The organism is Pseudarthrobacter sp. Pseusp20 (genome assembly GCF_059492155.1).
This window is the reverse complement of the sequence record NZ_CP168521.1, coordinates 981,252-1,005,074: the sequence shown is the minus strand read 5'-3', so window position 1 is coordinate 1,005,074 and position 23,823 is coordinate 981,252. Positions and strand designations below refer to the sequence as shown.

Below are 23,823 nucleotides of genomic sequence, written 5' to 3'. Positions count from 1 at the left end.
ATGTGTGCGGTAGCTGCGGCGGGCCTCCCCGCCGAAGTCAGCTCTGCGGAACCTTCAGCACATAGGTCTTTTCGATGGAGCCTTTGTCCTCCTGGCCGCGTACTTGCCAGCCCCACCAATAGGTTCCGACGTGCTTGCCGAGGAGGGGTGCCTCCTCCGTGAACGTCTTGAAGTGTCCTCGGGCGAGGTGGCGCCGGCTGACACCTTCACTGGCACGCCCTGCCGATCCAGCTGAGCCACCGGAAGTACCGTCAATGACCACTTCATGGAAGGCATCACCTGCGGGGCCGTCCCCTGCCGCTGCGCGCGATCCACGTTCACGCAGTGTGACGTTGCGGCAGTTCATTAGGGCCAGCGCGAAGAAGATTCGGTTCATGACCTCGACAGCCGGTGCCGTCTGCGCGCTTCCTAGGTCGTAGGGAGTGAGCACCATGTTCGACAGGTTCTCCCCTTGCAATTTGGACATGAAGTCAATCGTTTGGGGGGTGACGAATTCCTTGCCGCACAGGAAGCCGTTGTCATCGAGTCGGAACCGAACCTCGTGCTCGAGCTTCGCAGCGATGCCATCAGCGTCCCTGACGTAAGCTTCGATCCAGTACTCGTGGTCGGCGCCCGTCCAGGGGCTCGTCTTGAAGCTGGTCCGCGTCCGGCTACGATGGACCATCGCCCCGATCCGTCGGGCTTTGGGTCGTGACGGAAGGCCGCCAGGGACTTCGGCTTCAATCCAGACTGCTTCGCCGCCCGGCCTTACTGGTCCGATCCTCTCGATAAACGACGGATGCTCCACCCCGGCCGGCAGGAAGTCCATCATCTCCGAGGCATCGACCATGAGCGGAACCCCGAAATCCGGGGTATCGAGGTAGATACTGATTTTGGCCCGGTAGATCTTGAAGTGACGCCTCCACTTCTCCGGCATCCTCTTGGTGTTGAACACCATCTCGCTCTTCTTCACGTCTCCCCCGTACTTCTGCGAATCACATCGCATTCTATGAGACGGGCCAGCTGGCTCGTCCCATCACCACCAGGCAAACGGTCTAACGCCTCGAGGTTGTGCGGAGGCAGAAACGGCGTTATCAGCACGAAAACATTTGCCAACCTAACTATCAGCATGCTTATGATGAACGCAACGGATGGGGATCCGGGGCAAGGGAAACGAAAAGGGTGCGCTCAGCGAACGGGGCGCACCCTTTCCCGTGTCTCCTGCGGAAGCTGCCCACCGAGTAGCCTTGGGTCCAACGACTACTTGGGGGTAGCAATGTTTAGTCTCAGTCCTGTCGTTGGCATCCTAGGCATCCTGTACGCCATCTTCACCGTCGTCGTGGCTGGCCTGGCAGTGTACGCCCTGGTCCTGGCCATCGTGTTCCTCCGACTGCGGATCGCCGAGCTGAAGCGGGCCGGGCGCCCCCGAGGTGGCTCACCGGAATGATTTCGCGAACCAGCTGATGACCCAGGCCAGGCGCAGCGCCCCGGACGCGGAGTGGGTGCTGATGTACCGCAGCGGCATTCCGACGCCGAAGATTGCCGCGGTCGTCGGTGCCGCAGAGTCGACCGTCCGCTACCATCTGGCGGTCGCCGCCCGGCAGGATGCCGGCCTCCGGACGGCCCACAAGGCTGCCCTCTCCACGCGCCAGCGCTTGACGGCCCCCGGCCAACGGAACCTGGACGACATCCTGGCCCTCTATGCGAACGAGGGCCGTCTGCCGGCCAGGGGCGGCACCGACCGGGAACGGGCATTGGCCACGTGGCTGCAGAGGCGCCGGGAAGAGGCCGCGGACGGGGACCTCTCCCCCATCTACGCCCACGCCCTGGACACAATCCCCGGCTGGCGGGAGCAGGCCACCAAGCGGGACGCCGACGAGGCCCGCTGGAAGCAGCGCCTTGGCGAACTGGTCGCCTACCTGGCTGCCGGGAACGAGCTCCCGCGGCATAACAAGACCGACGATCAGGAGGAACGCACCCTCGGGGTTTGGCTGCACACCCAGCGCATCACCCTCCGGGCCGGGAAACTTACCCCGGCCAGGGAGAAGCTTCTGAATGAGACCGTCGCTGGCTGGCGGCAAGGGCGGCCGCGGCGGGGTGCGAACAGCCGCCGTTAGGACCGGTCGGCGTTGTGTGTCGTCAGCTCCGGCAGATCGCCCGCGAAGATCGTCCGCGGGTCAAGGCCCACTGCCTCCAGAATGGCCCGGGCAATGGCAGGCGCGTGTTCGGCCCGGTATTCCACACGTGCCGTGACCCCGTCAGCCTGCTCAATCTGGATTGAAGCCTCGACTCCCCCGCGCGGGACTGGCCGCCATACATCCAAGTGGTCCTCCTGAATGAAAGTGTCCCGGTGGCGGTGCACAAAGAAGTCCTCGGCGGCCATGATCGTCCTCTCCTGAAATGGGCAAGAGAGAACTATAAGCACGCCACCGGACCGACCGCCATAGCGGCTCGACCGCTCTGAAAATCCAGTCCGTTTGGGGTCTTGGACCAATCCGCGGCGCGGATCAGTCTTGTGCCCATGGGCGGAGAATCATTGCCGAAGTAAGTCGTTTTAGTCAGCGGCGGTGCGGCCGGCGGCGAGCGTCGTGGCCCACCAGGCCAGCCCTTCAGCCAGGGCTGTGAGACGGCCTTCGAGGGGCTCGAACACGCTGAAGTCGGCCGGGTCATTGGACCGGAACGCCGGACGAATGACGTCGGGCAGGATGTGCACAGCCTGACGGATTGGTGCCATGTCCAGCTCCACAGCCACCATTCTCAGCTGTTCGATCACCCGGGCGCCGCCGACGCCGCCCCAGCCCACGAAAGCGACCGGTTTGCGCTGCCACTCGAGGAAGGTGTGATCAATGGCGTTCTTCAGCACGGCAGGGTAGCCGTGGTTGTACTCCCCGGTCAGGACGACGAACCCGTCGGCCTCATCCAGCTTCCGACCCAGGCGGGCCATGTCCTCCGTCGGGTAATTGCGCCCGGTGACTGAGGGTGGCTTCTGGTCGAAGAAGGGCAGTGGGTAATCACGGAGGTCCAGCAGTTCCACGTCGAGGCCATGCTCGGCAAGCCGCTGCATCACCCATGGTGCAACCCGTTCGCCGAAGCGCCCGGTCCTGGTTGTTCCCATGATGACGTGAATCTTTGTCACGGGGCACCTCCAACCTTCCCAGCGGTCACTATGAAGAACGCCTTCGTGGCTTCCCACATTCCAGGGGAGAGGGCGCGCGCCGGCCCAGGCTTTCGTGAGCCAGTTACCGCAGCCCCGCCCGCAGCCGCTCTGTAAGGTCATCGAGGGATTCGCGCCATTCGGGTTCGTCGGCGTCGTCCCACAATTCGGCCAGTTCCGACTTCTCCGCGGCCACCCGTTCGACCGCTTCCACGGCCATTTCCACGTCCTCGGCGGTTATCTCAAGACCGTGGGCGGTCACCCAGTCGGTGACGTTCTCCGGCAGGTCCCCCAACGGGTTTCCCTGGCTGGCCGCGGTCACCTCGGCGGCGGCGAGGGCAATGGCCCCGTCCGGCGCCTCCACGTACCGGTCGCCGGCCTTCGCCAGGGCTTGGCGGATGACGTCCGCCCCGCCGGCTTCGAGTTCCTCCAGCCAGTCCAGCGCGTCGTCGTTCTCAAACGGCAGGTAACCCCATGCGCCCATCGTCGTCCCTCTCGATGTCAATTGTGTTGGCACCAATATGGCAGATCCGCACTCATCGCCGAGCAAGTAAGCATCCGAAACGTTCGGGCGTTTCACCCGCAACCTCGTCCCCCAAATCAGGGTCCCCTGGCTCTTGAAAGGAACTGTGGCGGGGACCAGTCTTTTCCCATGAACGGAGAATCATTGCCGCAGGGCGTCGTTCTGGTCCACGGCCTGTGGGGCGTTCCGGAAGACTGGACCTGGGTCAGGCGGGAGCTAGAACGCAGGCACCCGGACGTCCACGTGGAGGTACCGGACCTGCCCTCGCACCGTCTCCCGGACGCGGGGCTGCTGGCTGACGCAGTCGAAGTGCGCGAAGCAATCGCGGCAAGCCCGGCGCCGACAGTGGTCGTTGGCTGGTCCTATGGCACCGACGTCGTAGGTCTAGCCGCCCATAGCGTGCCGAACGTCGCCCGGCTCGTGTATGTTTCCTCGCCGCCCATCAAGGCCCAGCCGGATGAACGCGATGCCAGCTATGTAGACACGATGGAGCATATGCTCCGTGACGAGCACGGCCGGTTCGTCCTGGACGGCGACTGGTGGCTCAACGAGGACGACGCCGGCCGACGGCTTCCCGACGAAGTCCGCGAGAGTCTGAAGGAGCATCCCCGCCGGTACGCCACGAAGAAGACCCGCACCGATCCGGTCCCGGCCGAGGCCTGGACCGAGATCCCCACGACAGTGCTTCTCGGTGCCCGGGACAACCTGACGGGGGCAGATCAAAGAGCCTGGGCGCGGGAAGCGGTCGCCGATGTCCGGGACATCGACACTGATCACTTTGCCCTCTTCAACCTGCCGGAGCTGGTCGCGGAGGTCATCCTGGAACCGTTGCCTGGACCGGCCAAGTAGGCCAACCGTCCACAGGCCCCTGTCTGCGCTCAACTGCGGGCGGCTAGGCTGTGGCCATTCGCTTGAATGACTGAATACCTCAGATGGGGGACCGTTGGATTCAGCAAGAAAAACCGCGCTCACGGCGGGACTGTTCTACCTCGCTACCTTTGCCAGCTCCATTCCTGCCGTCTTCCTTCTGGGACCGGTGCTGAGCGATCCGAACTACGTCACCAGCACAGGCAATGACACCAGCGTGGTCTGGGGCTGCCTGCTCGACCTGGTCAACGCCGCAGCCTGCGTGGGCACCGCAGTGGCCCTGTTCCCGGTGGTTAGGCGGCAGAATGAGAGCCTCGCGCTGGGCTTCGTCACCTCGCGTATGTTCGAAGCCGCCGTTATCGCAATCGGCGTCGTCAGCCTCCTGGCAGTCGTGACCCTGAGGCAGACAGGAACTTCCGGAACAGACCACAGCTCACTGACCGCCGCCGCCCGGGCACTCGTGGACGTGCGGGACTGGACGTTCCTCATAGGACCCGGAATGGTCCCGGCCATCAATGCTCTGCTGCTGGGCTACCTGCTGTTCCGCTCCCGGCTCGTACCGCGCATCATCCCTGTGATGGGCCTCATCGGCGCCCCGCTACTGCTCATCTCGGCAATAACAACCATGTTCGGCATCAACGACCAGCTTTCCGTCCTGTCGGCGGTTGCTACCCTACCGATCTTCCTCTGGGAACTGTCACTGGGGCTCTACCTGACCTTCAAGGGATTCAAGCCGGCAGCTGTCCTCACCGGCCCTGATTCAAGGCCTACGCCCCCTGACCACCACTAGCCCTTACGGCTTTACTCCGGCGGGTGAAGAAGCGGGCCGGGTCGTCAGCGCCCAGGATGTCGTGGTGGAAGGCGATGGCGTCTTTTTACCCGGTGGACCGATACGGACGCTTAGCCGTGACGCCGGACGCCAGGAGGTTGGGGACGCCCGGCTATAAGCCAGGCCAGCCCACCGACCACGCTTCCGAGGACAAGGAGTAGCAACCAGGCGTCCCTGCTGAAAGTCCGCATGTCACGCTCGTCTGTCTGGCTGACTATGTCAGTCTGATCGGAGCCCACCAGGACGGCTTGATTGGTACCCACCTCAGCGACATGCCGAACCTGATGACGGCTTGATTGGTACCCACCTGTGAACGTAGACCCCATCCAATTGGGATCTACCACGGGAGGACCAGGATGGGGTCAAGAGTGGAGTTGTTCGCGGGAATTCGGAGAGACGCCAGGGTTGAGGAGCTGTCGATCCGAGAGCTTGCGCGCAGGTACCAGGTATCAAGGAAGACCGTCAGACGGGCTCTGACTTCACCGGTTCCACCGCCGCGCAAGACTCCGCAGAGAATCTCGCCCCGGCTTGAGCCCTTCAAGTCAGCGATAGATGCAATGTTGATTGAGGACACGACAGCACCGAGGAAGCAGCGCCACACCGCGAAAAGAATCCTTGCCCGGCTGATCGAGGAGCATGCAGCGCAGGATCTGTCCTATTCAACGGTGCGGGATTACGTCAGGGTGCGTCGGGCCCAGATCGATGTTGAAGCGGGCCGGCGGGTTGAAGTGTCTGTCCCGCAGGAACACGCACCAGGCGCCGAGGCCGAGGTTGATTTCGGTGAAGTCTGGGTCGTGTTGAACGGGGTGAAGACGAAATGCCACATGTTCGTGTTCCGATTGTCCCGATCCGGCAAGGCTATCCACCGGATCTATCCCACGCAGGCGCAAGAAGCTTTCCTTGAAGGGCATATCGAGGCGTTCAACGAGATCGGCGGCGTCCCAACGAAACACATCCGGTATGACAACCTGACCTCCGCTGTGACGGCCGTGGTGTTTGGGCAGGGACGGCAGCGGGTCGAGAACGAGAGGTGGGTCCTGTTCAAATCGACCTTCGTTTTTGACGCCTTTTACTGCCAGCCCGGAATCGCGGGGGCTCACGAGAAGGGCGGTGTTGAAGGTGAGGTTGGTTGGTTCCGACGGAACCGTCTCTCGCCCATGCCGGTGGTGGAGTCTCTGGATGAGCTCAACGACAGAATCCGAGTCTGGGAGGCACAGGACGAGCGGCGCAGGATCAGCCACAGGATACGAACGATCGGTGAAGACTTCAGCGCCGAGCAGCCTTTCCTGGCGCCTTTGCCGCTTGAAGGTTTCGACCCCGGGCTGGTCCTGACCCCCAGAGTTGACCGATCTTCGATGATCACAGTCCGGATGGTCAAATACTCCGTCCCGGCCCGGCTCATCGGTAGGAAAGTCCGCGTCTCACTCCGGGCTTCCGAAATCATCGTGTTCGACGGCAACACGGTCGTCGCCCGTCATGCCAGGCTCTCTGTCAAGGGCGGGCAGTCGGTCCAGCTCGATCACTATTTGGAGGTCCTCAGAACCAAACCTGGTGCCCTCCCCGGATCCACGGCCTTGGCCAGGGCGCGCGAGACTGGCGTGTTCACCTCGGCGCATGAGGCGTTCTGGGAAGCATCCCGCAGGGTCAACGGTGACGCGGACGGGACAAGGGAACTGATCGAGGTTCTGTTGCTGCACCGATCCATGGACGCGCTGGATATTCAGGCAGGGATCGCCGCGGCTCTCTCCGTTGGCGCGGTCAGTGGCGATGTCGTGGCTGTAGAGGCACGCAGGCACGCAGCCAGTGTCCTGGCTGAGACCGCAGGCGGGTCCGATTCAGACCGTCGTTCCGGTGCTCGCGACGAAGTGAAAGTGCAACGAGTTGTCAGTCTCACCCAACGCCGCCTCATGGACCCCGCTGCGGTCATTGCCGGCCTGCCTCAGGACAAACGTCCGCTCCCCACGGTCACCATCTATGACGAATTGCTGGCCAAACGCACTCCAACCCCGGCACCCGCAGGAACTGCCCCAAAGGAGAACATCTCATGACACCCACGGCCCCAGCTGCTTCAATCACCCCCGCTCTGCGGAGACGCCGTGGACTCACGGAACAGGCCGCCGTCGCGGCCGTCGACCAAGCCTGCCGGCGGCTGCGCTTACCTACCGTCCGGGCTGTCTTGGATGAGGCCCTTTCCGTAGCAGGGAAGGAACAGCTGAGCTATCAGGGATTTCTGGCCGAACTGTTGTTGGCAGAGTGTGATGACCGGGACAGGCGTTCGTCCGTCAGGCGGGTCAAGGCAGCTGGGTTCCCGAGGGATAAATGGCTTGGTGACTTCGATTTTGAAGCAAATTTCGAACATCAACCCGGCTACCATCCACACTCTGGCCAGTGGCGAATGGATCCGCAAAGGCGCACCCCTGTGCCTGATCGGGGATTCCGGGACCGGAAAATCCCACCTCCTCATCGGACTGGGCACCGCGGCCGCGGAGAAGGGCTTCAGGGTCAAATACACTCTCGCGACCCGGCTCGTGAATGAGCTCGTCGAAGCCGCAGACGAGAAGGTGCTGGCCAAAACCATCGCCCGCTACGGCCGTGTGGATCTGCTCTGCATCGATGAACTTGGCTACATGGAGCTGGATAAACGAGGCGCAGATCTACTCTTCCAAGTCCTTACCGAGAGAGAAGAGAAAGCATCCGTCGCGATCGCCTCCAATGAGTCCTTCTCCGGCTGGACGAAGACCTTCACCGATCCGCGCCTCTGTGCGGCCATTGTGGACCGCCTCACGTTCAATGGGACTATTATTGAAACCGGGACCGATTCCTATCGCCTTGCACATACCATTGCGCAACAATCTGCATGATGTCGCGAAGTTGACCGGGAGTGGGCGGCAAAGCCGGGCAGCCCATGTAAGGTTCATGCGCGGCTGAGGATCGGATTGGACGCTTAGCGCAGGGGCGCCGGGGTTATTCGCGACCCCGTTCCAAGCAAATGGGATAGGGCGGACCGTTACTTCCAACACCCCTTTACCCTGACTGTCTTACCGCGAAAAGAGAGAGCCTGCACCCCTAATCGGGGTGCAGGCTCTCTTTTGACCCAACGCCTTGGTTCTACCTGGGGCGGAAGGTCATTCTGGCGAGGAGACGGACGTCTTCGTAGGTGCTGCCCTCGACCCCGGTGTCTGCTGGATTGAGGCCAGAGCCGTCACCAGCAGAGCCGCCACGGCGAGGAGCACCATCTGCGATTGAGAGCCACCTATGTAGCTTCTGAGAAGAACGTTACCCACAAGGGCTTCACCCCCTGTAACCGTCGCACCAATGACATATGACACGGTCAGGAGCACAGCCGAAACCAGGGCCGCGACGAGTCTTCCCAGCCCAAACAAGCCGCCCAGGACCTGACGCAACAGTAGAACCGCTGTGAAGCTGATAACTACGATAACGAATTGGAGTTCCCACGGAAAACGCGGTGAAACACCGGCCGTCGGTCTTCCCATAAGGTCAGCCACGTAGCCCCCGAGACTGGCATCGATGAAGATGCCTACATAACCAACGACGGTGAGGGCGACCAAGCTAATCAAGCTGGACAGCAATGTTCGAATAGCCATTTGACTCCTATTCAGGGAATTTCACGAAAGAGAAAGTGTCCGCTGTGCCTTCGATGGGAAGCTCACTAACAGCCGGGAGCCCGTCATTGGGACGCTGAAGAACAAGCTGTCCGGATCCTTCCGAACGCACTTGGTGTAGCACTCCGGCCTCTCGGCGGGCAGCGACGGACGTCAGAGCACTGGTATCGACGTCTGCCGGCAACAAGTGAGCAACGACCTGCGAGGCTGGATCGGCGCCTGAGGCCATGGCCGTGAGCCCGCTGTGTACGAACTTTTCAACGGCAATACACGAAGCTGTACTCGCCTGCTCCGGGCCATTCGTTTGGACGATAAGGCAAACCTCACGGCCTGAATGATCCTGACCAGTCGAGTACGTTGCCTTGTCGTCGACCGCGATAACTCTGACAGAGGCTTTGTCCACGCGGCTGATGATTGGTTTGCCCAATTTGTCCGCAGCTGCGGAATCGGTTTGAACCTGCGCGGCGGCGAGAACAGGAACGAGATCCGTTCCGCTGATGCTTCGCTGCTCTCCGGCAAGCGCAGGGGAAACCCCGACGCCAATGCTGACAACCGCAACGGCGCCAACGGAAACGACTAACGCGGATGCTTTAGAAAAATTCATTTTTCCCCCAAAATTTTGAGTAGCTACTAACCAACATACTGATCACAAAGAAGCTGCGGGTTATGACGGGCTTCAGGGTAGGACGTGTTCCACCAGCACTTGCTTTCGCCATAGCGATACAGGGCATGGCTATAACTGGACCAAGCTTCGCCCTGAGCAGCGCCCGTACTGTATGCGTTGCCGTTGGCGTAGTTGTATGTGCCGCCGTAGGACCAGGACTGGAACCCCAATGGCGGCGTGTACCCGACGTGGGTACCCCCGCCGGACAGGTTGTCAATGAACCCGCTGCCACGAACCTGGTTCGCGTAGTTGAAATCAGCGTGGTAGCGGCGGGTGTAGGCCTGAGCCGCCGTTGAGGCCATGATGACGAATACCAGCGCGAGCAGCGCTGCTACTAATAGTGTGATTGGACGTGTGATTTTAGTCTTACTCGCCTCTATTACTAATGCCGAGTTATTCATAGAAACCCCCAAATCTAGCTTTTGCTTCGGACGTGGTGAGGCTAACACGAACTCGGATTCTCCGCTTGTCACGTTCTATTGCCGGCTAGTCTGTGTAATTGACTGGAATTCAAAGAAGAAGTATGCATTTCTGCGTTCGGAAGGCGGAAGGCGGAAGGCGGAAGGCGGAAGGCGGAAGGCGGAAGGCGGAAGGCGGAAGGGCCAAGCTGGATCATGCTCGACCTCGTCCGCTGGCGTGCTTGATGGATGGATCAAAGCCGTCCTCGCGGCCCAACTCGGTTGACACAATCAGTCGTCGCAGACCGTGGTTAGGCGTTGCACTGACCACTGAGGTGCCCTAAACGCTAAACAGCCTCGTCCCACTTCCTCAGAACTAGAAATCCCAGCGCGGAAGAGCGCTCCGCAGTCATGAAATCGAAACGTATCGGTCAATGCCTGTCACCGATCGCATTCAGGCGAGTAGCAGCATTAAGCCGCTGATGCCGACGTGCCTAATGATGGGCCGAGCATACAGATCGATCCATCCTGTCCCAAGTCCGCTCACATGTCTGCGCCAAACTTGGGCTTGCAGAACTGGCATCCGGAACATTGCCCTAGGCCCGCCCATTCAGGAGGTAGGCCGCGCGGAACATCGGGGGAACATGGCGGGGATAGCAAGTATCGGAGCTTGGCTGTTCACGACGCCCGGCCAAACTAGGTTTCCCAGTCCCTTGCAACTGCCGCGCCCCAGGTGGGTGCCAATCAAGCCGTCCTGGTGGGCTCCAATCAAGTTGACACAGTCAGTCTGGCTGAAATCGACGAGGCTGTACGCCCAGATGGCCAGGCACGGGATGAGGACCAGCCAAGGCAGCAACGCGTTGAGACTTGCCGTGCTCACAACACCAGTATGCGCCCGTTTTGCCCGGGCGGCGTGGAGGGCCAAACGGCGGATGCGCCGGGGCGTGTCAGGTGCGGCAGAACCCAGCGGATTTGATAACCCCGATGATCCGGTCAGCTGCACCTTCGGGGATGGCGCCGGCAGGGTTGCCGTCGCGGAAGAAGACACGCTCAACCTGCTCCCGCTTCGCACGCTCCGGCATGCCGCGGGCCATCGTCTTGCACAGCATCATGGCGTTGGGCAGCACCCGTGGTGTATCCAGGGCCGGGTCGATCGCGCGCAGTTCGCCGCGCAGGCTGTTCTCCTGGGCCGGGGTGATCACCACTGGCTTAGCCGCCGAGGGGCCTGGGCTGCTTGCCTCCGCCGCGCCCTGGGCGCAACCGGTCAGGCTGAGAGCCGCCAGGGTCAGCACCGCCGCGAGGGCTGTACTTCTTGTCATGGGGTTCCTCCGGGTGGGTCGTTGGCCGTTTTCCTGCTGGGCGCGCGGCGGCACATTCACAGGGATCATGCGTAGGCCTGGACTACGGAGCGTCTCTTCGGGCCACTGTGGCTAGACTGGGCCGGGTAAGGACGGATTGGGGGATCCGCAGCGGGTTCGCACCCGGTGTTCCGCTGGTCGGTCGCAGCCAGCGAACCAAGGATGCCCGTGACTTTCTTCCAGGATTACTCGATCCCTTCGCCGCCTCCCCGCCCAAGAGTGCCGCAGTTCACTCCGCCCCCTTGGGTCGCGCCTCCCCGGTACGAATTGCCGGCAATCGTTCCTGTGGGACGGTTTGTCTACCAGTCCCCCACCTTCGTACTGGCAATCGAGTCCGCAAAGGTCTCCTCCACCGGGTGCACCTTTGACGTGACATGGATGCTGCGCCGTACTGACCAGGAAGATCGGAAGTGGGCGGAGCTCAACGCCGTCTTCCACCGCCCGGCGCCCCAGGTGCGCGATGGCGGCCTCTCTGCCGATTCCGTACTTCTGTTCGGAGTTCAGTTCCCGGACCGCACGAAGGCCAGCAGCTCATCGCTTGCAATGTACGAGCCAAAATCATTGGACCAAGAACCTGACGGGCCGGTCTTCGAATACCGACCCAGGGGCGGCAACGGCGGCGAGGACGACATGTCCGCCAATGGTGCGCTGTGGCTGTGGCCACTGCCGCCGGCCGGGGACCTGCGCCTGGTCGCGCAGTGGACCGACATGGGCATGCCCGAATCCTCGATCACCCTCGACGGCGCCCAGCTCCGGGGGGCCGCTGCCGGCGCGCAGAAGTACTGGCCGGAAGAGAAACAGGGATGATGGCCCTCGACACCCTGGCCCTGGTCGTAGTCTTCGCGGCGGTCTTCTTCTACGTCCTCTACGGCGTCATCCGCGCCCCGTCCGTGACGGCATCTTTCAAGCCGACGAACGGCGGGAGAAGGCCTCGATTGGTGCCAGCGGGGACCGGACGTGAGCGCCCGCGGCTGGCTCGTGGCCGTCATCGGGACCGCCCTCATTGTCTTCGTACTGCCATACGTCCTGGCAGTCTTCGGGCTGTCCCCCAATGACCGAGACGCTGCTGCTTGTCGCCCTGCTCTGGGCCGGCAGTTGGGCCACCAGCCGCCGGTCTACCCGGAGGGACGCTTAGTAGTCCAGCGGACCTGGCCGGCGGTGGCTCATGGCACTTTGCGGGCTCGCCTTAGCCATAATTGCGGCTGCCAGGAGCGTGAATGCAGCAGCGAGGAGGACGTCGAACAGAATATCTGTGATGCCCACACCTGTGACAGCGGTGATGACTGCCGATACCAGGAAGTACGCCGCGATCATGATGCCGAGCGCGGATCCGATCCGGGCCCAATACGGAAGTGCTCTCTGGTGAACCACAATTCCCCCTTATGTAGTAAAGGGAGCCTAGCGGGGATCACTGCCGAAAACTAGGGCCTCGCCGCGTCAGGGCGCTGCGCCTGCACAAACAGGGGCTTGGGCCGGTCGGGAAGCGATTCACTCACGCCTCTTCGGCCTCCGTGCCCTCGTCCTGAAGCTCGCCAGCGGCGATCCGTTCGGCGGTGCGCCGGTACGCCTCGGCGATGTAGTCCTCAACGTCCTGCCGGCCGATGCGCCACATGGCGCGGCCACCCACCTGAAAGGCCCGAAGCTCGCCCGCCTTGATCAGGGCATGGATCTGGTTCGGCTTCACGTTGAGCTCGTCGGCCACCTGCGTTGGGGTCATGAAGCGAAGGGGCTTCTCGGGTACATCGGTCACCCGGCAATCCTATGCGTGGCAGGTCCTGTGCGGCCGTAGACTCGGCCTATGAGAACGGGGTGGGGGATCCTGGGAACTGGGCTATTGCTTGCGGCCACACTGGCCAATGCCGGCTGCGGCACCGCATGCTCGACCATGGGTTACGTCAGCGTCATCACCGTCAAACTTGAGGGGAATGCGGACGCAGTCGACGAAGTGCAGATGTGCAGCGATGAGGGATGCTCCCAGCGACTGCCGGACTACGGGCCTGCCGTACCCATGAAAACCGTGCAGCCAGGTGTTCCGGGGTCAGACACACCGACCCCGTTTATCCCCGCCACTCCCCCGGCCGCGTTCCTTGGCACGAGGACCGACATCGACACCTGGGCGTTCAGCATCTCCCAAGCTGGCCTGCCCGAGCACGTCACGGTCCGCGCACTCGGCGCAGACAAGGCCTTCCTGGCTGAGCAGCGGAACGATCTGGTATGGACCAGGGTTGGCGGGTCCGAACAGTGCGGTGGACCTGTGACTACTCCGCCGATCATCCTCAGAGTTTCCTGAGATGGCCTAGTACTCGATGGCCTTCCGGTCCATGGACTTCAGGGCCGCGAGCCGGGCTTCCACTTCGGTCTGCTCGCCGAGGTCTTCGAGGGTGGCGAACTGGGCGTCCAGGGAAGAGGCGGAGAGTTCCTGCTGGCCGCGGACGGTGGCTTCCTTCCGGCGGATGTTCTCCTCGTAGCGGCCGATCGCCGACGTCGGGTCTCCGGCGTCCAGGGCTTTGAGGGCGTCGTTGACCTGGGACTGGGTGGCGGCCACCCGGGCCCGGTTGACCAGCTCGTTGCGCTTGGCGGTCAGCTCACCGAGCTTGCCGCGCATCTGGTCCAGGCCCTGCTTGAGCTTGTCGACGACCTCGTTCTGGGTGGCAAGGGACGGCTCCAGTGCCTTGGCGGTGGACTCGGCGGTCATCTGCCGGCCGATGGCCACCTTGGCGAGGGCGTCGAACTTGTCGGCGTCGACGGGGTTGCCGGCGGCGCGGAATTCGTCGGCCTTCTTCGAGGCTGCGATGGCCTTGTTCCCCCAGGTGTTGGCCTCGGTCATGGTCCGGTTGTAGTCGTCCTCGGCCATTCGGAGGTTGCCGATGGTGGTGGCGACGGCTGCCTCGGCTTCGCGAATGTTTTCCGAGTAGTCGCGGACCATCTGGTCCAGCATCTTCTGCGGGTCCTCGGCGGAGTCGAGGAGGGCGTTCAGGTTGGCCTTGGCGAGCTGGGCAACGCGGGCGAAAATACTCTGCTTCACAGGTGTCTTTCTATCAGGAATGGGCTTCGGATCCCATGTGTACGGCACTGGTTGGGGCTTGAATCAGGTCTTATCCCCGCTGCCGGCGGCCGCGGGCCCAGATGACTTCGGTGACGCCGCCCAGGCCCAGCGGGAAGGACACGACGGCAGCCAGGTGACGTGTCAGGTGGTACGGGTCATCCAATGTCGCCCATCCCACGAGGACGCCCGGCAGGGCAACGCAGACGGTGACCCATACCGGGTTTCCCCGGACGTGCGACCACACCGCCGACACTAGGGACACTGTGCAGCCGGTTAAGACGTACCGGCTGCCGGCCCAGGACTCATTTTGCTCCGCCGGCGACGGCAGCCAGAGGTGCCAGCCCCCGCGCACAATCCCGTAGGCGATGAGGACCAGCGAAACGAGGACGAGCAAGACCCAGGCGGCAGTCTGCGCCCACCGGCGCCCGGCCCCAGTGCCGAGCATCCCCGTCTTCACCTATTTCGCAGCCAGGTCATTCCGGCGGAAGGTGCCGGCGATGGAGAGCTTGCGGCCGTATTCGATGGACCCGTACCGGAATAGGTGGACGGCGAGGCGGATGATGAGGGCCCCGACGACCAGGAGCTCGACGATGACGATGGTCGCTTCGACCGGATTGAGGGTGCCGAAGGCGTTGCGGAGCAGCGCGGTGACCGGGGCGGTGAGCGGGAAGTAGGTGAAGACCTGCACGATGAGGGCGCCGGGGTTGGAGATGACGAGGCTGAATGTGTAGAAGGGGATGAACATCATGGCCATCAAAGGCCCGAAGATGGTGCCGGCTTCCTTGGCGGTCGGCATGATCGCCCCTATCGCGACCAGGACGCCGGTGAAGACGGTGAACCCGCCCAGCAGCAGCAGGGCCCCGGTGATCATGGACCCGGGTTCGAAGACCAGGGAGGACAGGTTCAGATCCGGCAGGGCCAGGGAGTCGCGGAAGAACAGGTAAGCGAGCCCGACCGGGGCCAGGAACACCAGGATCTGGACGACCCCGACGGCGAACAGGGAGATGATCTTGCCCGTGATGAGCGTGGTCGGGTTCAGGGTGGTCAGGATCATCTCGGTGACTCGGTTCTCCTTCTCCTCCAGGGTGGAGTTCAGCATCTGGTTGGAGAGCAGAATCATGGAGATGTAGAAGACCACGAGGAACAGCATCGGCGGGATCACTCCCCCGATGCCGGCGGCGACCTGTCCGTCCTTGAACGTCTCCGAGTCGAATTTCACGGTCCCGGTCAGGGCCGCGGTCAACTGGGGTGAGCCGACCTGGTACTGGGCGGAGGCTGCCAGCAGCTGCTTGGCGACGGCCTCGTACTTGCCGTTCTCGAACATTCCCTTGTCGGCCCCGTAGACCTTCACCGGCTCATTAGTGGGGTCCGCCGGGTACAGGAAGAAGGCGTCCGATGCCCCGCTTTTGACTGCCTCGATGGCGGCCTCGGGGTTGTCGGTGTAGGTCCCGCCGGCGACCTTGGCGCCCGGGGCTTTGATGATTCCGGAGGCGTCGCTGTAGGTGAAGGCGAACCGGGCTTCCTTCTGGGCGTCCGCGCTGGCATGCGAGCTGGCATTGGAGGCGTAGACGAGGGCGAAGACGACGATCAGGAGGACCGGGATCGCCAGGGTCGCGATCGCGAAGCCGCGCTTCTTGATGGTCCTCACGAACTCGAAGGCGACCACGGTGCCAAGGTTGTGCCGTGCCAGTGCCATTACTGTGCCTCCGCCATTTCATGCTGTTCGCCGTAGACCTTGATGAAGATTTCATCCAGGGAAACCCGTGCCGGAGTGAAGGACCGGATGCCGGCCCCGGACTCCACGAGCTCGCGCAGGACCGCGGCCTCGCCCGCGCCGGCCCGGGGTGCCAACTCCGCCCGGCCGTCGCTGGCCGAGATGATCTCGTATAGGCCAGAGGCGGGCAGGACGCCGTCATAGGCGACCCGGTAGACGGTGCCGCCGAACTCTTCCTGGACCTCCTCGACCGTGCCGTAGGCGCGGGAGACGCCGTCCTTGAGCAGGATGATCCGGTCGCAGAGCCGTTCGACCTCCTCCATCTGGTGGGTGACCATGATGACGGTCGCCCCGGCCCGCTTGTGCTCTTCGATGATGTCCATCAGCAGCCGCCGGTTCACCGGGTCAAAGCCCTTGGTGGGCTCGTCCAGGATGAGCAGCTCCGGGTTGTTCATAATGGTGACCCCGAGCTGGACTTTCTGCTGCTGGCCGCCGGAGAGCTTGTCCAGCCGGATCTTGGCCTTCTCCGGGATCCCGACCCGCTCCAGGTAGGACTCCGACCAGGACCGGGCCGCGGACTTGGACAGGCCCTTGAGCCGGCCGAAGTAGACCATCACGTCCAGGACCTGTTCCTTCTTGTAGAGGCCTCGCTCTTCCGGAAGGTACCCGAGCCGTGCCCCGTCGCGGGGCTGGAAGAGATTCCCGCCGATGTGCAGGGTCCCGGCGGTGGGCTGGTAGATGCCCAGCAGCCCCCGCAGCGTCGTGGTCTTTCCCGACCCGTTGGACCCCAGGAACCCGAACGTCTCCCCCGCACGGACATCGAACGACAGATCCCGGATGACCGTGGTGTCCCCGAAGTCCATCCGGAAGTCCTGAATGTGCACAAGCGGCTCTGCCGCGTCCCCCAACGTCATGGTCTCAGCCTATCTCTGGCAGGTGGGTCCGTCCCCGTCAGGCATGCGTAGAGGAGGCCTCGGGCCAGTCTTGAGCGAAACTTGCAGGGAACGTGGGCTGGAATTCGGGAACCGGCCTTAGCGTTGGAGCACGCGCCCGTCTGTTTGGTCAGAACCTTGCCCTTGGGACAGGGCCGGCGGCACGCATCCTAGACCCGATGCTGCCCCGTGGCTTCTACATGTCTGGGGGAAATATGAGCTCAACCAGCGCCGACTACCGCGGCCAGATGCCTCGCCATAGCCGGGGTTTCCCAGAACCGGCCTACGCTCTGCTTGCTCCACTCCTGGTTGCGGCGTTGGCTGGCTGCGGAGGTCCGTCCAGCGCGTCAGACCCTGCCCCGACGCCGTCTCCCGCGACTTCGCCTGCCCATGTCGAGCCCGAAATCCATAAGGCTGCCTTCTCATGTGGCCTCAACAGCAGCCCATATGCAACCACCGGCGATGCCGGCTACACCATTACCCTCGAGGGCGCACCGAAAGGCGGCTACAGCGGTCTCAGCATTGGAAAGATAGCCTGCGTTCTCAATGAGCTATCGGTTCCAGACAGTGTGGTGAGCCAGATGGATGGGACTCGAGCCTTGGATGGCACGCAGAAGGCGTCCTGGGGAAAATACTCGGCTACCTGGACATACCATCCCGACAACGGACTTCGGATAATCCTGACAGAGTCAAAGTAGGCAGGCCCTGCATGCGGTATGCCCAGACGGCGTTCCGCTATAGGAACCTCGACCGGGCCAATAAGGGCCTCCAGGGCCAACCAGCGATACCGTTACGTTCAAATCGAGCTTGTTGAGAGGTGGGTTGGAAACCGACCCGGGCGGCAACGGAGGCATTTCCCGTCTGGATGCCCCCAGTCGCTGGCCCAACGATGTCCCCGTACTGCCCTTGCCCAAATCGGTGCAGCACCGTCTGGTGGAGCCCAGACCGGGCACTCATCGGGAAGCGCAAGTCGGCGCCGAGGGTGTCGTCCTGAGACAACCAAGCTCATCCCACGCCGTGGCCGGCTCCGTTTACACCGCTTCCTCCAAGTGGAATTCAACCCGGTACTTCATGAACCGGATGTTCCGTGTCACAGACAGGGCCCGGCGGATCTTGTTGTCGTCTTCTTGGGCGATGATGACACCCTCGACGGTCTGACCGGGTTCGAGTAGTTCGTGCTTGACGTAGCCCATGTAGCGTTGGATCTGACCGACCACGGCGTCACTGGCCCGACCCCGTTTCAGCTCAACCACCAGGAGCTTCCTCCCGTCCTTGCTGATCGCAAGGATGTCCATAGGGCCGGTGTCGGTCAGGTACTGCTGGCCGGTCTGCTCCCCGTCAGAGTAGATGTCGAACTCCCGGCCAAGCGACGTGCTGGCCCAGTTGTGGACCAAAAACTCCTCCAGCTGCTTCTCCAGCTGAAAAGCTAACTGCTCCTGAATCTCCGAGGTGATGGCCGGGGCCGCCGGCTGCACCAGCTGTTCTCCACCCTGCGTCAGGGTGGCCAGCTCCACGGCGTGGGGCGACAGGTCAAGGAGCGTTGCAGGGTACTTCAAGGATGCGGCCAGTGCTTCGCTCACCTCGTCCCGGCTAAATGATCCTGCCCAGTTGACGCGGCGCCGGTGTGGGACGCCGGTTCCGGGATGATATTCGTACCCGCCTGCTATGGTGCCGTAATAACAGTCGGTGCCTCCGGTCTTCGGCGATGCCACAATGAGATCGCCCTCGGTGATCACTTCAGCGGCGCGCCAGAGGCTATTGACGCCCTGGCTGATGGCAATCTTCGCGGCGCCCGGGTTAGTCTCCCGAAAGAGGTCGGATACTGGCGGCCGAAAGCCCTCGAGTCCCCTGCCGAGATGCGGGGTGAGGTCGTGGTCTCCAATGAAATCCACCCCCATGTACCCGGCATCGATCATCTCCCGGGCGTACGAACCGCCCGCACCCTGCCGCACCATCCATGCTGCTGTCATTGCTCTCCGATCTATGGGCCCACAGGCGGGCCGCAATTGAAGGTATCAGGGAGCATGCGGCGGCACACCGGCGGCCCAACGTTCAGCAGGTAACGAAGGCAGGACTCGCGGTCCTGCTCTTCTAAACGTTTTACGCAGGCACAGATTAGCCTTGGACTCTGCGCCGAGGAAGAGCCTCTACCAGCGGGGTAAGGAAAGCTATTCTGGTGCGGCCGTCAAGAAGGTGCGGATCACGATCAGCTTGTGCCCCTCGGGCACGGCAGCTTCTAGAGCCTTCTTCGTAGTTACCGCCTTGCACGGTCGCACGAGGACTGACACTAGCGGCTTCGATGAACGGAGGGGAGAATGACGTATGCCCTGTCGCCGAGCTCCTGAAGAGGTTCCGGTTGCACTCGGTGACAAGCCGAATCAAGAGGAACCAGATTCTTTGTCACACGTTCACGCGGCCGCAGTGGATCCGGCTGACTTGGCAATTTGGATCGCGGCCGCTGAGCTGAGAGTCGTTACCGACCGTCGGCTGGGCAAGATTACCCCGAGCTGGGTAGAGCTGCTCGCGCGTACAAAAATTTGAAGTTGTGCGTTCGCCTGTGCGGCCCCCCGGCCAGGGTCGACAGCCGCGGACCACCCCGGCGGACCAGACGCAACCCACCACGGACCACCCCGACGGACCGGACGCGGACCACTTCCGGGGACAAGACGCGGACCGTTCCCGCAATCCGTCCCTCGTGGATCGTCCGCGGACCAGTCCAAGCGCCAGGACCAGGGCTAAACCGAGAACGTTCGTGAGCTTGTCAGCGGACCAGACCTGACCCGACGTGCCTGTACCAGCAGCGTGCGGACATACTTGGTCCGTCGACCAAGCTGTTTATATCTTGGCGCCCCCAAAGTCACTGTCCGGGAGCGCCATGAGGATGTAGGCAACCGAGACTCACAGAACCCAGACATCGGTTGCCAGTGCATGGCCGTTACCCGGCCCGATTACCCGGTGCCGCGGCTCGGTCTAATTCACAGCCGGGCCCGCTCACTACACGGGCTGGTGTTCGAAGCCGCGAAGTGGACCCTCCCATGTGACACGCAGAGCACGTCAGGCCGCAACTGGCCGTTGCCACCGATTTCGGGGACGTGAGTGCACCAGAATGCACGGTTGCTGGCGCTGTTAGCGAAGCCGTCTCTTGTACAGCAGAGGGGGTAATTGTTGGTGGTCCACGTTGGCTGATCCCTCTGGACCGGGTGGTCCACGGCAGTGGTCCGTAGTTTGGTCCAAGTGGTCCGTGCAGTGGTCCACACCTTCGGATGTGTGCCTAGACACGCCACCGAGACGATGGTTCAGCTGGCCGTCGCTCCCCCGGTTGGCTTCGGGTCGCAGGGTCGGATGCGGGCGCTGCCCCGGTTGGTCCAGGAACAAGGTGGACCAGAAATCGTGGACCAGTTTGGGGCAGTTTCCGGACCAACTGCGGGGCAGCGGGGTCCAGCGGGCGGACCGGTGCTTGGACCACTGTGGACCACCCCGGACCAAGGCTGAGGTGAAAACCCGAACCCATTCTGGAACTGGCCGAGCCGAAGCTCTCGCAGCGCGCAGTCGCGTAGCAGCCGCGGACCTCCAAGACGACGCTGGCGCCCGTCCTCGGCGACCACGGGGAGCCCTGAGCTGTCTCAAAACATAGGGTGTTCCACCCGCCCCCAGGGCTCCCACACACATCCGCTTCGGGGTGGGCCGTAGTAACCCGCCGCAACCTTTTGGCGACGCCCTTCCGACACTGTTCCACCCGCACCCAGGGGCTCCAACACACATCCGCTTCGGGGTGGGCCATAGTAACCGCCGCAGCCTTTTGGCGACGCCCTTCCGACACTGTTCCACCCGCACCCAGGGGCTCCAACACACATCCGCTTCGGGGTGGGCCATAGTAACCGCCGCAGCCTTTTGGCGACGCCCTTCCGACACTGTTCCACCCGCACCCAGGGGCTCCCACACACATCCGCTTCGGGGTGGGCCGTAGTAACCGCCGCAACCTTTTGGCGACGCCCTTCCGACACTGTTCCACCCGCACCCAGGGGCTCCCACACACATCCGCTTCGGGGTGGGCCGTAGTAACCGCCGCAACCTTTTGGCGACGCCCTTCCGACACTGTTCCACCCGCACCCAGGGGCTCCCACGCACATCCGCTTCGGGGTGGGCCGTAGTAACCGCCGCAGCCTTTTGGCGACGCCCTTCCGACACTGTTCCACCCGCACCCAGGGGCTCCCACGCACATCCGCTTCGGGGTGGGCCGTAGTAACCGCCGCAGCCTTTTGGCGACGCCCTTCCGACACTGTTCCACCCGCACCCAGGGGCTCCCACGCACATCCGCTTCGGGGTGGGCCGTAGTAACCGCCGCAGCCTTTTGGCGACGCCCTTCCGACACTGTTCCACCCGCACCCAAGGCTCCCACACACATCCGCTTCGGGGTAGGTCCTGCTTCGCATCATCCTCCCGCCAGTGCGAGATCAGCCACCCGCTCCGGATAACCATCTCGCTGACCATTTCGTGGTTTTTTGGATCTCTATGGAATTATCAAACAGCTCACCAACGAGAATCTCGTGGCGTACTACCGTCTATGCACGAACTCCGGCCACGGCTGTCCGCCGCGAGTACGAACCCATTTTGGCGCGACTCGCAACACGTTCAGGCAAGTGGTTCTGGTGGGTGCATTGAACGCTGCGGCGCGTGGAGTGAGCTCATGCCCAGTAGTGTGCGGCCGCTCTCCAATTGGCGCAGCGCCGGGAGGATCTTTTCGGAATGGCCTTCAAAGACCACCACGGAACGCGGTACGCCAGAGCTCATGGATGTGGAAATCGGTCCACGAAAGTTCTGCTAGGTCGGTGCCGAGCCGGAAGACTCCGCCGCAGCCCGGACATCTTACGGTGAACAGTTGAAATTTAGCCGTCCATGCCAGGTCGAGCCAAACCGACCGGGACCGACCGAGACCGACCGAGACCGACCGGGTGGTCGGTCTAAATTCCGATGCAAAAAGCCCGTGAATAAAGGGAAGTAGGCCCCATCTATCTATCTATACCTACTTACCTACCTTAAAACACACACACATACAGGGCCTCACAGTGATGATGTTTTCTGACTCTGGAATCATTAACATCACTGCTCTCTCATGGAGATGTTGTTCCCCGGTCGGTCTGGTCGGTTTACCCCCTCTCGAGGACCCAAAAACCCCTAGAATCCGCGTCAAAACGGGGTATAAATTAGACCGACCGGGGGTCGGTTTGCGGCCGGTACGCGGTGGGTTTTGGCCCAAAAAGGGTGGGTTTTCGGTCTGAGGGGCCTGTTTCGGCGTTCGCTAGGCTCGATCCCCGAGGGACGAAAAGGCCCGCCTCCTCGTCCAGAAACAGGGCTGCGGGCCGGTCGGTCTAAACCGTCAGCCCATCGCGCAGCTCTCCTCCAGCATCGTGTGGGCGTTGATCCACCTGTCCCGTAGGCGTCGGCGCCGCAGGCTTAGATGCGTTCAGATGGGCCACAACAAGGTGCCGCCACGTTCCAAGCAACTGCTGGCCATGTACCGCTGCCAGTTTGCACTTTCATGGCTCTGAATTCCGACGGGCCCCGCCCTGATCCTGCTGACCCGGAAGATGGAACCTTTAACCGGTTTTGGTCCAGCTGCCGCAACCACGGCTTACAAAGCCTTCGCCGGACTTGACCGCGACGACGGGGCTTTGGGGCGCGAACGTGATGAAGTCATTGTCGATCGTCGCGCCTTGGGCGGTCGTCCGCTCCCAGTAGCAGTTATGCACACCGTTGGCCCCGCTCGGGATGCTGAGCTGGTAGCTGCCTGCGGCGATGTCCTTGCCAACAACGTAGGTTCCGTCCACCATGGACGTTTTCGGTGCTGGAGGTACTCCGCCTGCGACCCTGACCAGCTCGGCGGCGAACGGGGCATCTGGGCACATGGCAGCGGCTGCATTGGCTTCGGCCCTGACCTTCGGTCCGCCCGACGGGTATTCGCCGTACTTGGTGTCCCACCCCTCCTTGGGCGGCAGCGCGCACAGCATCAGGACGTTCCCGAACGCGCCGGAGGGTACGCTGATGTCCCCGCCATCGGCACCGATCTGCTGAACGATGGCGGCTTCATCGGGTTCAAGGGCGAAGCGGTCCCGGTACCAGGTTCCACCAACCCGGAGGTCACAGGACCTGAACTTCGAGAACGAGGGGGCTGCCCAAATCTGCTGAGGAGAGTTGAACAACTGGTTGTCGGACGCACCGATGGCGCTTCCCGTCGTGGAGCATCTGAAGTCGTAGCGCAGGGCGCGTTTCCTCGCAGCTTCCTTCGCGTCAGCAGCGGCCGTCGATTGCGCTTGGGTGCCGTCGATCTTGAGGGTCACCTTCCCGCCGGACTGAACCTGCTCGCCGGCGGCTGGGTCAGACCCGAGGACCTTGGACGTATCGAGGGGAATGCCGGTGAACTTCACCCCGTCACTGCCGACCGCCTCATACACGATCCCGGCACCGACCAGGATGTTCCGCACATCGGGGAAAGACTTACCGGCAACCTCAGGCACGGTCTTCGATGGCGCCGAGGTCGTTGCAGTGGTCGAGGGTGGAGCACTCGGGGACACCCCGCATCCGGTCAGAACAAGCCCGGCGGCAATGACAGCCGTCATCAGAATTTTCAAACCCACATCATCCCCCAAGTGCACACCCCAATTTGGGGCCATCATATGTGCCCTAGACCTCCAGCGTGCGGAAGCTCTCGCCCAAAGGCACATTTGACGGGAAACGA

Annotated in this window: 24 protein-coding genes and 1 pseudogene; 8 read left to right on the top strand and 17 right to left on the bottom strand. The window is 62.7% G+C overall.

Features of this window, described 5'->3' with window-relative positions; translation table 11 throughout:
• Positions 1-37: 37 nt before the first annotated feature.
• Complete coding sequence (locus ACEN9K_RS04845; RefSeq protein ID WP_495635277.1) at positions 38-952, bottom strand: hypothetical protein; 915 nt, start codon at positions 950-952, stop codon at positions 38-40.
• Positions 953-1,255: 303 nt separating this feature from the next.
• Between ACEN9K_RS04845 and ACEN9K_RS04840 the strand changes: the two genes are divergently transcribed.
• Together ACEN9K_RS04840 and ACEN9K_RS04835 are read left to right on the top strand one after the other, a co-directional pair.
• Positions 1,256-1,426 carry a hypothetical protein gene (locus ACEN9K_RS04840; RefSeq protein ID WP_376976119.1) on the top strand — a complete coding sequence of 57 codons (171 nt, stop codon included), beginning with the start codon at positions 1,256-1,258 and terminating at the stop codon, positions 1,424-1,426.
• A 16-nt stretch (positions 1,427-1,442) separates the two neighbouring features.
• Positions 1,443-2,096: a helicase associated domain-containing protein gene (locus tag ACEN9K_RS04835; RefSeq protein WP_376976121.1), complete on the top strand. Its 654-nt coding sequence runs from the start codon at positions 1,443-1,445 to the stop codon at positions 2,094-2,096.
• On the opposite strand, the gene ACEN9K_RS04830 is transcribed toward ACEN9K_RS04835, so the two are convergent.
• From ACEN9K_RS04830 to ACEN9K_RS04820, 3 genes are all read right to left on the bottom strand, one after another.
• Positions 2,093-2,362 carry a hypothetical protein gene (locus tag ACEN9K_RS04830; protein WP_376976123.1) on the bottom strand — a complete coding sequence of 90 codons (270 nt, stop codon included), beginning with the start codon at positions 2,360-2,362 and terminating at the stop codon, positions 2,093-2,095. The genes ACEN9K_RS04835 and ACEN9K_RS04830 overlap by 4 nt on opposite strands.
• A gap of 171 nt (positions 2,363-2,533) precedes the next feature.
• The gene (locus ACEN9K_RS04825) at positions 2,534-3,115 is read right to left on the bottom strand and encodes an NADPH-dependent FMN reductase (RefSeq protein ID WP_307357035.1); all 582 of its coding nucleotides are present in this window, start codon (positions 3,113-3,115) and stop codon (positions 2,534-2,536) included.
• A 103-nt stretch (positions 3,116-3,218) separates the two neighbouring features.
• Complete coding sequence (locus ACEN9K_RS04820) at positions 3,219-3,617, bottom strand: DUF4259 domain-containing protein (protein ID WP_376976125.1); 399 nt, start codon at positions 3,615-3,617, stop codon at positions 3,219-3,221.
• Between the two features lie 168 nt (positions 3,618-3,785).
• On the opposite strand from ACEN9K_RS04820, the gene ACEN9K_RS04815 reads away from it, so the two are divergent.
• Together ACEN9K_RS04815 and ACEN9K_RS04810 are read left to right on the top strand one after the other, a co-directional pair.
• A complete protein-coding gene (locus ACEN9K_RS04815; protein WP_495635276.1) occupies positions 3,786-4,505 on the top strand; it encodes an alpha/beta fold hydrolase in 720 nt (239 codons plus the stop codon).
• Between the two features lie 94 nt (positions 4,506-4,599).
• Positions 4,600-5,313 (top strand): DUF4386 domain-containing protein, encoded by a 714-nt coding sequence (locus ACEN9K_RS04810; protein WP_307357042.1) that lies wholly within the window; start codon positions 4,600-4,602, stop codon positions 5,311-5,313.
• Positions 5,314-5,423: 110 nt separating this feature from the next.
• On the opposite strand, the gene ACEN9K_RS04805 is transcribed toward ACEN9K_RS04810, so the two are convergent.
• Positions 5,424-5,543 carry a PLDc N-terminal domain-containing protein gene (locus tag ACEN9K_RS04805; RefSeq protein WP_495635678.1) on the bottom strand — a complete coding sequence of 40 codons (120 nt, stop codon included), beginning with the start codon at positions 5,541-5,543 and terminating at the stop codon, positions 5,424-5,426.
• A gap of 165 nt (positions 5,544-5,708) precedes the next feature.
• Here ACEN9K_RS04805 and istA point away from each other — a divergent pair, with 165 nt between their 5' ends.
• A complete protein-coding gene (istA, locus tag ACEN9K_RS04800; protein ID WP_307356774.1) occupies positions 5,709-7,400 on the top strand; it encodes an IS21 family transposase in 1,692 nt (563 codons plus the stop codon).
• Positions 7,397-8,213 (top strand): annotated as a pseudogene (gene istB / locus ACEN9K_RS04795) (IS21-like element helper ATPase IstB). Before istA ends, istB begins: the two are co-directional and overlap by 4 nt.
• 264 nt (positions 8,214-8,477) lie before the next feature.
• Here istB and ACEN9K_RS04790 read toward each other — a convergent pair.
• The 4 genes from ACEN9K_RS04790 to ACEN9K_RS04775 all read right to left on the bottom strand — a co-directional run bounded on the left by ACEN9K_RS04790 (position 8,478) and on the right by ACEN9K_RS04775 (position 11,356).
• The gene (locus ACEN9K_RS04790) at positions 8,478-8,957 is read right to left on the bottom strand and encodes a hypothetical protein (RefSeq protein WP_307356770.1); all 480 of its coding nucleotides are present in this window, start codon (positions 8,955-8,957) and stop codon (positions 8,478-8,480) included.
• A 7-nt stretch (positions 8,958-8,964) separates the two neighbouring features.
• Positions 8,965-9,579: a hypothetical protein gene (locus ACEN9K_RS04785; protein WP_495635275.1), complete on the bottom strand. Its 615-nt coding sequence runs from the start codon at positions 9,577-9,579 to the stop codon at positions 8,965-8,967.
• A 26-nt stretch (positions 9,580-9,605) separates the two neighbouring features.
• Positions 9,606-10,040, bottom strand: coding sequence for a hypothetical protein (locus ACEN9K_RS04780; protein ID WP_307356767.1), 435 nt, complete (start codon positions 10,038-10,040; stop codon positions 9,606-9,608).
• A 944-nt stretch (positions 10,041-10,984) separates the two neighbouring features.
• A complete protein-coding gene (locus ACEN9K_RS04775) occupies positions 10,985-11,356 on the bottom strand; it encodes a hypothetical protein (RefSeq protein ID WP_495635274.1) in 372 nt (123 codons plus the stop codon).
• 324 nt (positions 11,357-11,680) lie between these two features.
• Between ACEN9K_RS04775 and ACEN9K_RS04770 the strand changes: the two genes are divergently transcribed.
• Entirely contained in the window at positions 11,681-12,202 is a 522-nt protein-coding gene (locus ACEN9K_RS04770; protein WP_495635273.1) for a hypothetical protein, read from the top strand.
• 324 nt (positions 12,203-12,526) lie between these two features.
• Here the strand turns inward: ACEN9K_RS04770 and ACEN9K_RS04765 are convergent, their stop codons facing one another.
• Together ACEN9K_RS04765 and ACEN9K_RS04760 are read right to left on the bottom strand one after the other, a co-directional pair.
• A complete protein-coding gene (locus ACEN9K_RS04765) occupies positions 12,527-12,766 on the bottom strand; it encodes a hypothetical protein (RefSeq protein ID WP_495635272.1) in 240 nt (79 codons plus the stop codon).
• Positions 12,767-12,887: 121 nt separating this feature from the next.
• Positions 12,888-13,145 carry a helix-turn-helix domain-containing protein gene (locus ACEN9K_RS04760; RefSeq protein ID WP_495635271.1) on the bottom strand — a complete coding sequence of 86 codons (258 nt, stop codon included), beginning with the start codon at positions 13,143-13,145 and terminating at the stop codon, positions 12,888-12,890.
• Between the two features lie 48 nt (positions 13,146-13,193).
• Between ACEN9K_RS04760 and ACEN9K_RS04755 the strand changes: the two genes are divergently transcribed.
• A complete protein-coding gene (locus tag ACEN9K_RS04755; protein ID WP_376976132.1) occupies positions 13,194-13,685 on the top strand; it encodes a hypothetical protein in 492 nt (163 codons plus the stop codon).
• Positions 13,686-13,691: 6 nt separating this feature from the next.
• On the opposite strand, the gene ACEN9K_RS04750 is transcribed toward ACEN9K_RS04755, so the two are convergent.
• From ACEN9K_RS04750 to ACEN9K_RS04725, 6 genes are all read right to left on the bottom strand, one after another.
• Positions 13,692-14,420 (bottom strand): PspA/IM30 family protein, encoded by a 729-nt coding sequence (locus tag ACEN9K_RS04750; protein WP_495635270.1) that lies wholly within the window; start codon positions 14,418-14,420, stop codon positions 13,692-13,694.
• A 70-nt stretch (positions 14,421-14,490) separates the two neighbouring features.
• Positions 14,491-14,886 carry a hypothetical protein gene (locus tag ACEN9K_RS04745; RefSeq protein ID WP_495635269.1) on the bottom strand — a complete coding sequence of 132 codons (396 nt, stop codon included), beginning with the start codon at positions 14,884-14,886 and terminating at the stop codon, positions 14,491-14,493.
• A 12-nt stretch (positions 14,887-14,898) separates the two neighbouring features.
• Entirely contained in the window at positions 14,899-16,137 is a 1,239-nt protein-coding gene (locus ACEN9K_RS04740) for an ABC transporter permease (RefSeq protein WP_495635268.1), read from the bottom strand.
• Positions 16,137-17,069, bottom strand: a complete 933-nt coding sequence (locus ACEN9K_RS04735; RefSeq protein ID WP_495635267.1) for an ABC transporter ATP-binding protein — start codon at positions 17,067-17,069, stop codon at positions 16,137-16,139. The genes ACEN9K_RS04740 and ACEN9K_RS04735 overlap by 1 nt, the downstream gene beginning before the upstream one ends.
• Positions 17,070-18,118: 1,049 nt before the next feature.
• The gene (locus ACEN9K_RS04730) at positions 18,119-19,057 is read right to left on the bottom strand and encodes an endonuclease NucS domain-containing protein (RefSeq protein ID WP_495635266.1); all 939 of its coding nucleotides are present in this window, start codon (positions 19,055-19,057) and stop codon (positions 18,119-18,121) included.
• 3,627 nt (positions 19,058-22,684) lie between these two features.
• On the bottom strand, positions 22,685-23,740 hold the full coding sequence (locus tag ACEN9K_RS04725; protein ID WP_495635265.1) for a PASTA domain-containing protein: 1,056 nt from the start codon (positions 23,738-23,740) through the stop codon (positions 22,685-22,687).
• Between the last annotated feature and the right edge of the window lie 83 nt (positions 23,741-23,823).

Excerpts from the sequence above, each read along its gene's own strand:
- ACEN9K_RS04740 (WP_495635268.1), bottom strand. The coding sequence starts at position 16,137 with ATGGCACTGGCACGGCACAACCTTGGCACCGTGGTCGCCTTCGAGTTC.
- ACEN9K_RS04805 (WP_495635678.1), bottom strand. The coding sequence starts at position 5,543 with ATGCGGACTTTCAGCAGGGACGCCTGGTTGCTACTCCTTGTCCTCGGA.
- istA (WP_307356774.1), top strand. The coding sequence starts at position 5,709 with ATGGGGTCAAGAGTGGAGTTGTTCGCGGGAATTCGGAGAGACGCCAGG.
- ACEN9K_RS04780 (WP_307356767.1), bottom strand. The coding sequence starts at position 10,040 with ATGAATAACTCGGCATTAGTAATAGAGGCGAGTAAGACTAAAATCACA.
- ACEN9K_RS04840 (WP_376976119.1), top strand. The coding sequence starts at position 1,256 with ATGTTTAGTCTCAGTCCTGTCGTTGGCATCCTAGGCATCCTGTACGCC.
- ACEN9K_RS04835 (WP_376976121.1), top strand. The coding sequence starts at position 1,443 with ATGACCCAGGCCAGGCGCAGCGCCCCGGACGCGGAGTGGGTGCTGATG.
- ACEN9K_RS04790 (WP_307356770.1), bottom strand. The coding sequence starts at position 8,957 with ATGGCTATTCGAACATTGCTGTCCAGCTTGATTAGCTTGGTCGCCCTC.
- ACEN9K_RS04755 (WP_376976132.1), top strand. The coding sequence starts at position 13,194 with ATGAGAACGGGGTGGGGGATCCTGGGAACTGGGCTATTGCTTGCGGCC.
- ACEN9K_RS04830 (WP_376976123.1), bottom strand. The coding sequence starts at position 2,362 with ATGGCCGCCGAGGACTTCTTTGTGCACCGCCACCGGGACACTTTCATT.
- ACEN9K_RS04730 (WP_495635266.1), bottom strand. The coding sequence starts at position 19,057 with ATGACAGCAGCATGGATGGTGCGGCAGGGTGCGGGCGGTTCGTACGCC.
- ACEN9K_RS04820 (WP_376976125.1), bottom strand. The coding sequence starts at position 3,617 with ATGGGCGCATGGGGTTACCTGCCGTTTGAGAACGACGACGCGCTGGAC.
- ACEN9K_RS04775 (WP_495635274.1), bottom strand. The coding sequence starts at position 11,356 with ATGACAAGAAGTACAGCCCTCGCGGCGGTGCTGACCCTGGCGGCTCTC.
- ACEN9K_RS04745 (WP_495635269.1), bottom strand. The coding sequence starts at position 14,886 with ATGCTCGGCACTGGGGCCGGGCGCCGGTGGGCGCAGACTGCCGCCTGG.
- ACEN9K_RS04815 (WP_495635276.1), top strand. The coding sequence starts at position 3,786 with ATGAACGGAGAATCATTGCCGCAGGGCGTCGTTCTGGTCCACGGCCTG.
- ACEN9K_RS04735 (WP_495635267.1), bottom strand. The coding sequence starts at position 17,069 with ATGACGTTGGGGGACGCGGCAGAGCCGCTTGTGCACATTCAGGACTTC.
- ACEN9K_RS04785 (WP_495635275.1), bottom strand. The coding sequence starts at position 9,579 with ATGAATTTTTCTAAAGCATCCGCGTTAGTCGTTTCCGTTGGCGCCGTT.